A 13,599-nucleotide genomic window follows, 5' to 3' on the forward strand; every position below is an offset into this window, starting at 1 on the left:
TCATTTGAGTTGTAGGATGACTTACCAATGAATGGCCATGCAAGGCCGCAAGGAAGCTTCATGGAACTGCCCCCGCTTTATATCCGAGTTCACCCGCAAGACAACGTCGCGATCGTCGTCAACAACGGCGGGCTTGCCGAAGGCGCGCGCTTCGCTGATGGCCTTGAACTGCGTGAGCGGGTGCCTCAGGGGCACAAGGTCGCGCTGACCGATTTCGCGGAAGGCGACCCGGTGATCCGCTACAACGTGGTCATCGGATACGCCCTGAAAGCATTGCCGCGCGGCTCGTGGATCAACGAGCACGTGATTCGCATGCCGAGTCCGCCCGAGCTCGACAACCTGCCGATCGCGACCGCCGTGCCGCCGCCGATGCCACCGCTCGACGGCTACACGTTTGAGGGCTATCGCAACGCCGATGGTTCGGTGGGCACGCGCAACATCCTGGCGATCACGACGACGGTGCAGTGTGTGTCGGGTGTCGTCGAACACGCGGTCGCACGCATCAAGCGCGAACTCCTGCCTCGCTATCCGTACGTCGATGACGTGGTGGGCCTCGAACACACGTACGGTTGTGGTGTGGCCATCGATGCGCCCGATGCGAACGTGCCGATTCGCACGGTGCGCAATATCAGCCTGAATCCGAACTTCGGCGGCGAAGTCATGTTGGTGAGTCTCGGCTGCGAGAAGCTGCAGCCGACGCGTCTGATGCCCGCTGGCACGATCCCGATCCGTTCGGTCGACGATGCGGGTGCGGAAGACGCGCTCAATGGAGAAGTCGTCTGCTTGCAGGATGACGAGCACGTGGGCTTCCAGTCGATGATCGACTCGATCATGACGACGGCCGAGTCGCATCTGGAGCGACTCAATCGGCGACGCAGACAGACGTGCCCGGCATCGGATCTTGTTGTCGGCGTTCAATGCGGCGGCAGCGATGCGTTTTCCGGACTCACGGCCAATCCGGCAGTCGGTTTCGCGACAGACCTGCTGGTGCGCGCAGGCGGGACCGTACTGTTCTCGGAAGTGACGGAGGTGCGCGATGGCGTCGATCAGCTGACGCGTCGCGCGGCAAATGCGGACGTCGCGCACGAGATCATTCGCGAGATGCAGTGGTACGACGATTACCTCAAGCGTGGCGGTGCCGATCGCAGCGCAAACACGACGCCCGGCAACAAGAAGGGTGGACTGTCGAACATCGTCGAGAAGGCGATGGGTTCGATCATCAAGTCGGGCAACTCGCCGATCTCGGGTGTGGTTGCGCCCGGAGACAAGGTCCGGCAGAAGGGGCTGATTTACGCGGCGACGCCGGCCAGCGATTTTATTTGCGGCACGCTTCAGGTCGCGGCGGGCATCAACCTGCATGTCTTTACGACAGGGCGCGGCACGCCGTATAGCCTCGCTGAAGTACCCGTGATCAAGGTGGCGACGCGCTCCGATCTCGCGCGTCGCTGGTTCGATCTCATGGATATCGATGCGGGACGTATCGCAACCGGCGAAGCAACGATCGAGGATATCGGCTGGCAACTGTTCCGCTCGATGCTCGAGATCGCCAGCGGCAAACAGCAGACATGCGCCGAGAAACTCGGGCTTCACAATCAGCTGGTGCTGTTCAACCCGGCGCCGGTGACCTGATCGCCCCTTATTTTCAGTTAAGGCGGACTTAAGCTCCCGCTGACGAGAATCGACCCCCGTTGCGTTGCATTGCTTCGAGTTCTGGACATTCGCAAGCAGGCAACGCGTTATCGGGAGTCTCGATTTGCGTGTTCCTTGCAGGTATTTCCTCCGTGACCTAGCACGTGCGTTCGCTGCGCACCGCGGCTTGTCGATCGCGTGTGCGGTCGGCGCCTCCGTATTCCTTTCGAGTTGCGAGACCTATCGGCACGAGCCGTTGTCTGTCTCGCAGACGTCGACGTCCGCAACGGCGCTCGACCGCATCACGATCGATCCATCGACCATGCCGCTGCCCGAACTGGCCGCGCATCGTTTCGATCCGTCCGACGGTCTCGATATCGAAGAAGTCGCGATGCTTGCGGTCGCGAACAACCCCGACCTCAAACTGGCGCGCGACGATCTCGGCATCGCACGTGCGCAAGCATTCTCAGCAGGGCTGTTGCCTGATCCGCAACTGAGTGTATCGAGCGACTATCCGGGCTTGCAGGGCGCGACGCGTGCGTTCAGCTACGGCCTGAGCATGGATGTGATGGCCGTTGTCACGCGCGGGGCGAACAGCCGCTCGGCTGACGCGAGCGTAGCGAAAACCGATCTCGGCTTGCTCTGGCAGGAGTGGCAAGTTGTCGCGCAAGCCAAGCAGCTGTTTATCAAAACGCGGTTTGAAGACGCGACATTGCCACTGCTGCAAAGCGAGCGTGATCTGACACAGATGCGCTACGAGCGCATGTCGCGAGCACAACGAACGCATGACATCACCGATGACGCGTTGGCAGCTGCTCTGACTTCATATCAGGACGCACGCAAGCAATACACCGATGCCCAACGCACGGCGTTGCAGACGCATCACGATCTGAATGCGCTGCTCGGACTCGCGCCCGAGGTGTCATTGAATCTGGTGGATTCGGACGAAGCGGTGCGTGTCGACGACGAAACCATTGACGCAGCACTCGCGGGGCTGTCCCGGAGGCGCCCCGATCTGCTCGCGCTTGAAGCGGGATACGAGGCACAAGACCAGAAATATCGCGCTGCGATTCTGAATCAATTCCCGAGCCTGTCGGTCGGCTTCGTGCGGGCACGCGATACGTCGAATATCTACACGAGCGGGTTCCAGATCAATATGAGCCTGCCGATTTTCAATCGCAACCGCGGCAACGTGGCGATCGAAAAGGCCACGCGCGAGCGGCTGCGCGACGAATATCAGGTTCGCCTGAACCAGGTGTATGCGGACGTCGCGCGTCTGCGTGCGGACAGCGTGGTGCTTGCCCGGCAACTCGACGACGTGCAGGCTGCCTTCCCCGAAGTCGAACGCACCGCACGCGAGTCGGAACAGGCGTGGACGCACCACGACCTCGCTCTTGGCGCGTATGTCGACGCGCAAAACGCGGCGCTCACCAAACGTATCGATATCGCGACGTTGCGTGAGTCGCTCGATGAGCAACGTGTCGGACTGCAAGCGCTGCTCGGCAGTGCGATTCCCGACGCGCGATCCCCTGATTTGAATTTCACCGAATCTCATGCGAAATAATTCTGGCTACGCATTGCGGCGGATGCCGGCGATGCTTGTGTTGCTTCTTTGTCATGGAGCATGGTCGGCGACAGTCGATGCTCAGGATCATGCCAGCGTGTCCGTGCAGGCCACGCCGGTTCAGCGCGCGCCGCTTGCGCAGCCCGTCTATGCGTATGGCGTAGTGGGGACTGCATCGTCGAACGTGACAACGATCAGTGTTCCGTACGTCGCCCGGATCGCCCAGCTTCGTGTGCAAGCGGGGCAATCGGTCAGACGAGGCGCGCCGCTTGCCGTGGTCGAGGCCGACCCGGCGGCTGTACTCGCTGCCCGTCAGGCGAAAAGCGCGGTTGCATTGGCGCAGGGCGAGTTCGAGCGCACCCAATCGCTGTACGACACCGGGCTCGCGACGACATCGCAGTTGGCGACCGCGCGCAAGGCCTTGCTCGATGCACGCCAGGCACAGACGGCGCAGGACGAGATGGGTGTCGGGGCAGGGACGACGACAGTCGTCGCACCTTTCGACGGCGTGGTCTCGCAGATTTCGGTGGGCCAGGGCGATCAGATCCAGGCGGGCGCTGCCATTCTCCAGCTCGCGGCAACGACCGGCACAAGCGGGCAAGACGCGACTCGATCGGGCGCGCAGCCGTTCGCGAAGGACGCGTCGACAGGCACTGCATCGGCATCGAAGGCAACGAGGTCGACGGCCATGTCGTCGGCGACAGCCTCTTCGACGCCGAACCATTCCAACGTATTGCTCGGCGTCGAGCCGTCCGATGCCACCTCGGTACGCGTGGGCGATGCGGCGACGATACGAGGTCTGTCGAGTGCGCTCGCAAAGACACCCGTCGTCGGCCACGTCGTCATGGTCGGCGCGTCGATCGATGCGCAGACGCAGCTCGTCAACGTCGGTGTATCGGTCGCGCTCGGGCAGACCGCGTTGATTGCAGGTACCCGCGTGCGGGCCGATATCGCAACGCATCCCCAGACGTATTGGATCGTGCCACGCGCCGCGGTGCTCACCGACGATGAAGGTGCCTACGTGTTTCAGATCGGCGATGACCATCACGCACATCGTGTCGAAGTGGCGACGCGCGCCGAGGATGGCGATCGCTATGGTGTGGACGGCAAGCTCAACGCGGCGCAGCCGGTCGTTGTCGTCGGCAACTACGAGCTTAAGGACGGCATGGCCGTCACGATCGAGAAGAGCGCGAACGGAAGTGCCGCACCATGAATTTCGGTCAATGGATGCAAATGCATCGGCGCTCGCTGCTGTTTGTGATCGCGCTGCTTGCGATGGCTGGTGTGATCGGGGCATTTCACCTGTCGATCTCGCTGTTCCCCAATGTCTCCTTCCCACGTGCGGTGGTCACGCTCGACGCCGGCGATCGGCCGGCCGAACAGATGACGACGCTGGTGACCATGCCGGTCGAAGAAGCCTTGCGACGTGTGCCGAACGTGCGCGACGTCGAATCGAAGACCAGCCGTGGGTCCGCTGAGATTTCGATCAATTTCGATTGGGGCACTGATATGGCCCAGGCTGTGTTGCAGGCGCAGTCTGCCATCGGCGAAATTCTGCCGACGCTGCCTCAGGGCACGTCGATGCAGGTGCGCCGGATGGATCCGACCGTCTTTCCCGTGCTTGCGTATAGCCTGACGTCAAACCGGCAATCGTTGTCGGCGCTGCGTGACCTCGCACAGTTTCAATTGCGCCCCTTGCTGTCTTCGGTCGCAGGCGTTGCGCGTGTCGACACGGTCGGTGGTGCACAGGATGAACTCGAAGTGGCGATCGATCCCGGTCGACTGGCGGGTTACAAGCTCTCGCTTGCCGATGTGTCGAAGGCGATTGGGTCGAGCAATGTGTTGATGGCAACGGGGCGCATCGAGGATCACGACAAGCTGTTTCTCGTGATTGCGAATTCGACCGTCACGAACATCGACGCGCTCAGACAAGTCGTCGTCGCGGCCAACGGTGCGACGCAGATTCGCCTCGGCGATATCGCGGACGTGCGTGCAGGCGTCGTACCGCAATGGATGCGCGTGACGGCAGATGGCCGCGATGCGGTGCTGATCAATATCTATCAGCAACCGGGAGCCAACAGCGTAGCGATGGCAAAGGCCATTCGCGCAAAGCTTGCTGACTTTCGACACCAGATGCCACCGGGCGTCGAACTCGCGAACTGGTACGACCAGAGCGAACTCGTGATTGCATCGGCCAGCAGCGTGCGCGACGCCATCCTGATCGGTGTCGTGCTCGCAGCCCTGACGCTCTTTGTCTTTCTTCGCAATGCAAAGATCACCTTGATCGCCGTGGCGGTCGTGCCGATCGTGATGGCCGCGACGATCCTGCTGCTGGACGTGTTCGGCATGGGCTTCAATATCATGACGCTCGGTGGCATGGCCGCGGCAGTCGGGCTGGTTATCGATGATGCGATCGTAATGATCGAGCATATCGTGCGTCGCATGCGCGAAGGCGGCTCGCAGGGGTTTCACGGGCGCGTGATGGCGGCTGCGCTTGAATTCACACGGCCACTGGCGGGTTCGTCGGCGGCGACGCTGATCATTTTTGTGCCGCTTGCGTTCCTGTCAGGCGTCACCGGTGCCTTTTTCAAGGCACTGTCGATCACGATGGCCAGCGCGTTGCTGATTTCATTTCTGGTGACATGGCTTGCCGTGCCGATTCTCTGCGACCGCTGGCTCAAGGCGCACGACGCTGAGGAACACCGCGAAACACGCGTCGCGCGTTGGCTCAATACACGCTATGCGGTGCTGGTTGAGCGGGTGACACGGCGCCCGATATGGGTGCTTGCCGGCGTGATACCGCTGATCATGATTTCCGCGCTGGCTTTTACGCGGGTGGGCAGCGGCTTTATGCCCTCGATGGATGAAGGCGGCTTTGTGCTCGACTATCACACCGAGCCCGGCACCTCGATCACCGAGACGGACCGTTTGATGCGGCAGGTCGAGACGATCATCCGCGCAAATCCGAACGTGGCCACCTATTCGCGCCGTACCGGGGCGGGTCTCGGCGGCGACCTCAACGAGCCGAATCGGGGTGACTTCTTCGTGCGGCTCAAATCGGGGAATCGTGAGCCACTCGATACCGTCATGGAGGAGATCCGCTCGAAGGTCGAGGCCCAGGTGCCCGGCGTGAGTGTCGAACTCGCCAAGCTGATGGAGGACCTGATCGGCGACCTGACGGCCGTGCCGCAACCCGTGCAGATCAAGATCTATTCCGACGATGCGGCGACGCTCGACGCCACCGCGCGCAAGGTTGCCGATCGGATCGGGAAGGTCCAGGGCATCGTGGACGTCGAAGACGGGATCAATCCGGCGGGAGACGCGATCGAACTCCATATTCGACCCGACGCCGTCGCGGCCGAAGGCATGGATGTGCAATCCGTTGCGCAGGCCGTGTCGGACATGGTCGATGGCGCCGTCGCCACGCAGTTCCAGAACGGGCCGAAAACGATCGGCGTGAGAGTCCGGGTGGCCGGGGCATTGAAACTCAACGATACGCAACTGGGACAGTTGCAGATTCGTGCACCCGACGGGCACCTGTTTCCGCTGCGCCGCGTTGCCGATCGCGTGACGGTGACGGGACAGCCCGAGATCAGCCGCGACAATCTGAAGCGGATGGTGGCCGTCACGGCCCGTATCGATGGGCGCGATCTGGGCTCGACCATCGCCGACGTGCAACGCGTGCTGGGCGACGCGAATCTGCTGCCGCACGGCGTCTATTACGAGTTGGGCGGTCTTTACCAGCAACAGCAGATCGCGTTCAAGGGACTTGTCACGGTGTTCGGAGCGGCAGTCGCACTGGTGTTCGGTTTGCTGCTCTTTCTCTATGAGCGCTTCCGCATTGCGCTTGCGGTGATGGCGATGCCCTTGCTTGCGACAGGAGCGGTGTTTGTCGGGCTGTGGATCACGGGTATTGAACTCAATATCTCGGCCATGATGGGTATGACGATGATCATCGGGATCGTGACTGAAGTTGCAATCTTCTATGTGTCGGAGCTGCAAGGCCTGGTGCGTGACGAAGGCGTTCCGTTCGAGCAGGCGCTGATCGACGCGGGCCGGAACCGGCTGCGACCGATCGCGATGACGACGATCGCAGCCATTCTGGCTTTGATGCCGCTCGCGTTTGCGCTCGGGCAAGGATCGGCGATGCAGCAGCCGCTTGCGATCGCCATCATTTCGGGGCTCGTGGTGCAGTTGCCGCTCGTGTTGCTGCTATTGCCTGCGTTGCTGCGCCTGCTGATGCGGGAGCGCCCGCCGCAGGATCGCTCGCCGGGCACCGGCCATTCCGATGAGGAAACGCAAGCGACTTGAGTCGAGCCGAGCGGACCGTGTCGTGCGTGTGTCGCCCATAAGTCGCATCGATGTCGAGGCGATGTCGCAGCGATGTCAGCCGGCTCCAAGGGACCTGTCAGCAATATTTTTTAATTTTGCTGCCCTGCAGCGCCCGGAAATATAGCCGTTAACGCTTTTGAAAGCCGGGGTTCCCCCCGGCCCATGAAGTTTGCGGACGACTCCTATGTTCAAGCGCCTTTCCATTAAAGCCTCTGTTTTCGCGGCCTTTGGCTGCCTGATCGTCCTGTTGCTCGCCACGGCGGCACTCGGCCAGTACGGTACGCGTGCCGGGCGCTCGGCGCTCAAGCAGACGTATTCCGTGCAGATGACCGCCGCGATCGCGCTGGGCGACTTCAAATACAACCTTGCGATCGCGCGCGTGACGATCGATCGCGGCATCCTGAGCCCGGTCGCGCCTGGAAGCCCTGAGAGCAAGGTGCTGTTGAAGAAGGTGCGCGACTACATGTCGACCGCCCAGTCGGCGTATCAGCGCTTTCTGGCATTGCCGAAGACCCCGGACGAGCAACGTCTCGCCGACGCCGTATCGAGCGATATGGACGCGCTGGTGCAGTCCGGAATCAACCCGACCCTGCAGGCACTCGAAGCCGGCGACACCGACAAGGCACGCGACGTGACAATGAACACGACGCCCAAGTTGTCGCTCGCACTGACACAATCGTCCAACAAGCTCAACGAAAGCCTGATGAGCTCGGGGCAATCCAACTATGACGATTTCCTGACTCGGCTCAACACCGTGGCCATCGCTTCGGCGTTGTTGCTCGTGGTCAGCGCAGTGTTTGCGGTGGCCGCGGGATTGGGTGTGCATCGCGCCATTGCCGTGCCGCTTGGCAAGGCACTCGCTGCATGCCGTTCGATCGCGCACGGCGATCTGTCGGTGAAGATCGATGCCGATCGCGCGGACGAGATGGGTGAGTTGATGCGCGGGCTCGCGCAGATGCGCGACGGCCTGAAAGACACCGTCGAAGAAATCGTCACGAGCACCGCCTCGATGGCGATGGCGACGCAGGAAATCGCAGCCGGCAATCGTGATCTCTCGCGCCGCACCGAATCACAGGCCGCTGCGCTCGAACAAACGGCCGCGAGCATGGAGCAGATGACTGCGACGGTCAAACACAACCACGAGAGCGCCTCGGTCGCGAGCGATGTGGCGGCCAATGCCGGCAACGTCGCGCGCTCGGGCGGCGAGTTGATGGTGCGCGTGGTGCAAGCCATGCAGCAGATCAACGCACAGTCGCAGCAGATGGCGTCGATCACGAGTGCAATCGAGTCGATCGCATTCCAGACCAATATCCTGGCGCTCAACGCTGCCGTCGAAGCGGCGCGCGCCGGCGAGCAGGGCCGCGGGTTTGCGGTCGTGGCGACTGAAGTGCGCACGCTCGCGCAACGTTCGGCTGGCGCGGCCAAGGAAATCAAGGCGCTGATCGATACCGCAACGAGTCAGGCCAATGACGGTGCCGAGCTCGTCGAGCGCGCAGGCGCCACGATTCGCGAAATCGTCGGTTCGATCGAGAAGGTCAACGGCATTATCGACAGCGTGACGGTTGCGTCGAAGGAACAGGCTGACGGCATCGAACAGGTCAGCCGCGCCATTACGCAGATGGACGAGGTCACGCAGCAGAACGCGGCACTCGTCGAGCAGACGACGGCAGCGGCTGTGTCGCTCGAGGATCAGTCGCGCGTGTTGCAGCAGAGTGCGAGCCGCTTCAAGGTTTGAATCTTCCGCACATCGGGCGGATCACTGCGCCGCAGGGTCCGCAGCCGCGATATCCGTGACATCGATCGTCACGCGCTCGCCGGCCTGATCGGGACGCACGACGCCCGTGATGCGCACGTTGCCCGACGTCGCGTCGTCGCTTTCCAGGCTCAGCCACTTCTCGAGCAGGCCGCGGTTCATGCGCGGATCGAGTGCGGTGTAGCGCGTGATGGTCAGATGGTTCGCCGTCTTCGCATTCGCGTCGAGACTGATCTCCCCACCCACGACAAACGATACGGTCTGACCACCGAGGTCCTTGCCGTTTTTGGCAAGCACGGCCGGGTCGATGTCCCTGGACGCATCGGCGTCGCTGCCGTGATGAAGCGCAACGAGGTTGGCCGCCGCATGCGGCACGACAAACTGACCGGGGTCTGACGTCGGTGGGGCAACGAGCGCCATGCGAGCCGGTGCAGGCGTTGCGAACGACGGCGAGTCGGGTCGGACAGCGACGGGCGGCGGCACGGGCGCCGAGGGCGCGGGCGCAGGGGCGGGAGCCGGGCTCTGGCCCGGTACGGGCGCCGGTGAAAGGTGCGGTGCGAGCGCCGATGTGCCGGCCTTCGAGGGTACGTTGACCGGGGCGACGCGCAGGTTCGCATCGCGCGGACTTTCCATCGCAAGCACAGGCGCGTAGACACGCGGAGACTGCGTGACGGATGTGATGGACGTTGCGGACGTGGCCGACGTTGACGTGGCGCTCGTCGCTTCAGCCGCGCGTTCGACGTCCTGAGCCGGCGATGCCGCGTTCGAAGCCTCGGGTGCACGGCGGATCGGCCCCGTGATCAGACGGCCGCTCGCATTGACGCTGGATGCCGGCGTATCGATGCCGGGCGCCGCATACCGAATGGCCGGAGCCTGGAGGGTATCGTCGCTGCGCGAGGCGCTATCTGTCGCCGGTCCGGAAACACCTTCACGCGGCACGCTGCGATCGGCGCGCATGATCGCACCGGCGCTTTCTCTCCAGGCGACGGCGTCGGCATACGAATCGCGCGTGGCTGCGTTGTGTTCGAGTTGATTGGCGACGGTGAAGATCGACGCAACGAGACCGGCGGCGCAGCAGAACGTCAGCGCCGTGCTGTAGACGTCGTTCGGACGGGTCTGCATGTGCGCCGCATGCGTGCGCATGCCGGCAGTCGAGGGTGCGAACATGGAAATGGGAACGCCTGATCAAAAACCGCCACGGAAAAACCCCGAAGGACACGGGGAACCTCAGGAACGCACTTCAACCGGAAACCTGAAGAGAAACCCCCAAAGTCCGTCCTGAAGCACCCCACATGTCCTTCGGGTTCAACTATCCGGCGCAGCGATCGCCGCGCCGGCTTCGCCGGTCGACAAGACTGACGAAGACCATCGATGTCGCGGCCCGCCCGATCAGGCAAGGCCACAGCAGCCGACAGGCTTAGTGTTGCGTGATGCTTGCGTAGTGACCGCTGCCTTGTTGCGAAACCGTAGCGTGGTCGTTCGAGCCGTTTTGCGAAACGAATGCCGTGTTGAAGTAGCCGTTTTGCGAGACCGAGATGCTTTCGTTCGTGCCCGATTGCGTCGTCGAAGCGTAGTTCGCGAAGCCGCCGCCTTGACCGATCGTCGTCGACGACGAGTAGGCTTCTTCTTGCGCGAGATCAGCCGTGTTGCCGCCGTACGACTGCGTCACCGTTGCGTAGTTGTTGTGGCCGCCGCTTTGCTGGATCGAAGCGCTGTTGTAGTCGCCCGTTTGCGTGACCTTCGTCGTGTCGGCGATTTCGTTCGTTTGCTTGACCGTTGCGTCGTCGTGGTTGCCGCCTTGGTAGACCGACGTCCAGTTGTAGCCGCCACCCGTCGTCTTGATCGAAGCGTCGTCCTTCTGGCCTTGTTGCGTCACAGCGGCCGTGTTGCTGCCCGTGTTCTTTTCGTTGATCGAAGCATCGTTGCGGAAGTTCGATTGATTGATCGTGGCAACGTCGTTAGCCGAGTTGTTTTGATCGATCGATGCCGATTGAGCGACACCCGACTGATTGATCGTCGCGGTTTCGTTCTGCGTACCGGCCACTGCGCCGATCGAGAAGCCAAGTGCGAGGGCTGCGGTCACTGCGAGGGAGATGCTCTTGACCTTCATGAATGTGCTCCGTGTTGTTAGGCGTGGAAATGTCAGCCGTCAGTTGCCTAGTGCTGAACGACTTTTGCGGATCCGCCATTACCGCTCTGGCGAATTGCGATCGTGTCGTGCTGGCCGTTTTGAACGACCTGCGCGGAATTGTTATTGCCGTACTGCTGGATCTGGGCCGAATTCGAATTGCCGTTCTGGGTGACCGAGCTCGAATTCGCGTTGCCGACTTGCGTGACGGACGACGTGTTGCCGTTACCGTGCTGCGATTGCGCCGACTGGTTCCATTGACCGTTCTGCGTCAGTGACGCGTTGTTCTGGATGCCGGCCTGAATGACGGAGGCCACGTTGTTGGCGCCCGCTTGCGTCGTGATGCCGACGTTGTTGCGACCGCTCTGGTCGAGCGTGGCCGACTGCGCGTAGCCGCCCTGCGTGATGTGAGCGACGTTGCCGCCGGCAGCGAATGCAGGTTCGTCGGCACCGAGATCGGAGGCCGGCGCGGGCTGCAGTGCAAACGCGTTGTAGGCGCCGGCGCCCAGCATCAGTGTGGTCAGCAGCGTGGCAATGCGTGCCGCGCGCGAGATCGTTGCGATGCGCGATGCGCCGGTGAACGAATGCGATCCGCGCGGGGCACGCGAAGCGCGGCCCATGCTCGGGCGGAACGGAGAACGGATTCTCACGTGACAGCTCCTCTATTGAGTTCGGAGTTCGGAGTTCGGAGTTCGGAGTTCGACAGCGAATGACAGCTCGGGAATGCGGCAAGACAGCAAGGCAATGTGCGACTGGCGCAGCACGCTGGCGCGGAAACACGACAGGTGCTGCTAGACGACAGGTGGTGCGACGACGGCTGACGCGCGGGGGCGCGTCGGCCGCCGCGAAGATCAGCTTCCCTTGGTCGGCGCGGGCGGCGTGGGCTCCGCCGTTTTGGCCGGTGCCTGAACCTGGCGGAAGCCCGGGTCGCGTACTGCGTACTTCTGAATGATCGGAGAGCTCCAGTCGGCAGGCGACTTGAGTTCCCACGTATTGCTGCTGATGCCTTGAACGATCAGGTACATGACGGCGGCTTCGATGGCTTCCTTCACGCAGAGCTGAGCGGGTTCGTTGTAGGTGACGCCAGCTTCGACCTGCAGCAGGTTCTGGTAGCCGACGAACTTGTAGACGCCCGCGGTGAGTTCGTACGAATAGACGGTCTTCGTCGTCGATACGCTGTTCAGGATCTGGCCATTGCGGATATCGACTGCGCGGAGCGCGATCGTGACCTGGTCGACGCGATACTGCGTCGCGCCGCCGATGCCGAGGTAGTTGACGCCGAGGCCGCCCGTGCGCAGGTTTTCGTCGTAACCGACGATGCCGCCTTCGATGACCACGCTTGCCGGCGTGAGTGCGCCGATCGATGCAATCGACTTGCCCTTGTCTTCCGGGGTTTCGAGCGCGCGAACGATCTTGCGTTCGGTCAGCAGGTCCTGCAGGTTCTCGCGTTCGACCGGCACGAACCAGCCCGACGTGCGCAGCGCATCGACGAGCACCGACGCCGCGCCTTGTGTGACCTGCGACGAGAACGAGCTGTCGGGCGAGGGCTTGTATTGACCCGTCTGATCCCGGAAGCCATAGACTGCGGCGACCATCTTGCCCTTCGGTTGCGGCAGGGCGGCGAGATCGTTCGTGAAGGCCGTGGCGGGTGTCAGCGCCGCGTTGTCGAACGTCTGAACCGGTGACGCGCAACCGCCAAGAACCAGTGCTCCGGCGATGAGGCCTGTATAGAGTGCAAGACGGATCATTGGCTCACCTGGAACGTCGTGGTTTGCCCGGTGGTCGTGTCCGTCGTCGTGACCTGCAGCATGCCATTGCCGACCTGCTGAACCTGTACCGTGAATTGCCCTGTCGAGATCGTGCCGGGTTGCAGCGTGCCGTTCGTGCCGACGATTGATGACGTGATCGACGTGGCGAGACGCGAAAGAATGGCCTGCTCGAGTTCCTGATTGAACTCCGACAGCGGCGACGATCCCGTGAGGCTGCTGTCCGTGGCGGGTGCCTGATGCTTGTTGACGGCGTTGGCGGTCGACAGCAGATAGGCGCCGTTGTCCGGTGAACCGCCGAATGTCGGGTTCACGGGCTGATACACAAGCGAGCCTGCGTAGGCGGTCGTCGTCCCCAGAGCGACGGTCGCTGACGCGAATGCGATGGCAAGGAAGCGTTTCATGGTTGGACTCTGATTACATCTGC

The 13,599-nt window shown here is 62.5% G+C and carries 10 protein-coding genes; 5 read left to right on the forward strand and 5 right to left on the reverse strand.

Annotation, left to right across the window (positions count from 1 at the left end; genetic code table 11):
* Nucleotides 1-60: 60 nt before the first annotated feature.
* The 5 genes from garD to ACMFWR_RS30010 all read left to right on the forward strand — a co-directional run bounded on the left by garD (nucleotide 61) and on the right by ACMFWR_RS30010 (nucleotide 9,260).
* Nucleotides 61-1,629 carry a galactarate dehydratase gene (gene garD / locus ACMFWR_RS29990; protein WP_413196012.1) on the forward strand — a complete coding sequence of 523 codons (1,569 nt, stop codon included), beginning with the start codon at nucleotides 61-63 and terminating at the stop codon, nucleotides 1,627-1,629.
* Nucleotides 1,630-1,885: 256 nt separating this feature from the next.
* Nucleotides 1,886-3,193, forward strand: coding sequence for a TolC family protein (locus ACMFWR_RS29995; RefSeq protein WP_413196013.1), 1,308 nt, complete (start codon nucleotides 1,886-1,888; stop codon nucleotides 3,191-3,193).
* On the forward strand, nucleotides 3,183-4,406 hold the full coding sequence (locus tag ACMFWR_RS30000; protein WP_413196014.1) for an efflux RND transporter periplasmic adaptor subunit: 1,224 nt from the start codon (nucleotides 3,183-3,185) through the stop codon (nucleotides 4,404-4,406). The genes ACMFWR_RS29995 and ACMFWR_RS30000 overlap by 11 nt, the downstream gene beginning before the upstream one ends.
* Complete coding sequence (locus tag ACMFWR_RS30005; protein WP_413196015.1) at nucleotides 4,403-7,504, forward strand: efflux RND transporter permease subunit; 3,102 nt, start codon at nucleotides 4,403-4,405, stop codon at nucleotides 7,502-7,504. Before ACMFWR_RS30000 ends, ACMFWR_RS30005 begins: the two co-directional genes overlap by 4 nt.
* Nucleotides 7,505-7,709: 205 nt before the next feature.
* A complete protein-coding gene (locus tag ACMFWR_RS30010) occupies nucleotides 7,710-9,260 on the forward strand; it encodes a methyl-accepting chemotaxis protein (RefSeq protein ID WP_413196016.1) in 1,551 nt (516 codons plus the stop codon).
* Between the two features lie 21 nt (nucleotides 9,261-9,281).
* Here the strand turns inward: ACMFWR_RS30010 and ACMFWR_RS30015 are convergent, their stop codons facing one another.
* The 5 genes from ACMFWR_RS30015 to ACMFWR_RS30035 all read right to left on the reverse strand — a co-directional run bounded on the left by ACMFWR_RS30015 (nucleotide 9,282) and on the right by ACMFWR_RS30035 (nucleotide 13,576).
* Nucleotides 9,282-10,445, reverse strand: coding sequence for a hypothetical protein (locus ACMFWR_RS30015; RefSeq protein ID WP_413196017.1), 1,164 nt, complete (start codon nucleotides 10,443-10,445; stop codon nucleotides 9,282-9,284).
* A 250-nt stretch (nucleotides 10,446-10,695) separates the two neighbouring features.
* Nucleotides 10,696-11,388: a hypothetical protein gene (locus ACMFWR_RS30020; RefSeq protein WP_413196018.1), complete on the reverse strand. Its 693-nt coding sequence runs from the start codon at nucleotides 11,386-11,388 to the stop codon at nucleotides 10,696-10,698.
* A gap of 47 nt (nucleotides 11,389-11,435) precedes the next feature.
* Complete coding sequence (locus tag ACMFWR_RS30025; RefSeq protein ID WP_413196019.1) at nucleotides 11,436-12,056, reverse strand: hypothetical protein; 621 nt, start codon at nucleotides 12,054-12,056, stop codon at nucleotides 11,436-11,438.
* 201 nt (nucleotides 12,057-12,257) lie between these two features.
* Nucleotides 12,258-13,154: a CsgG/HfaB family protein gene (locus ACMFWR_RS30030; protein WP_413196020.1), complete on the reverse strand. Its 897-nt coding sequence runs from the start codon at nucleotides 13,152-13,154 to the stop codon at nucleotides 12,258-12,260.
* Nucleotides 13,151-13,576 carry a curli assembly protein CsgF gene (locus ACMFWR_RS30035; RefSeq protein ID WP_413196021.1) on the reverse strand — a complete coding sequence of 142 codons (426 nt, stop codon included), beginning with the start codon at nucleotides 13,574-13,576 and terminating at the stop codon, nucleotides 13,151-13,153. The genes ACMFWR_RS30030 and ACMFWR_RS30035 overlap by 4 nt, the downstream gene beginning before the upstream one ends.
* Between the last annotated feature and the right edge of the window lie 23 nt (nucleotides 13,577-13,599).

Origin of the sequence: Pararobbsia alpina (genome assembly GCF_965118125.1) — a bacterium.
GTDB classification, from domain to species: domain Bacteria; phylum Pseudomonadota; class Gammaproteobacteria; order Burkholderiales; family Burkholderiaceae; genus Pararobbsia; species Pararobbsia alpina_A.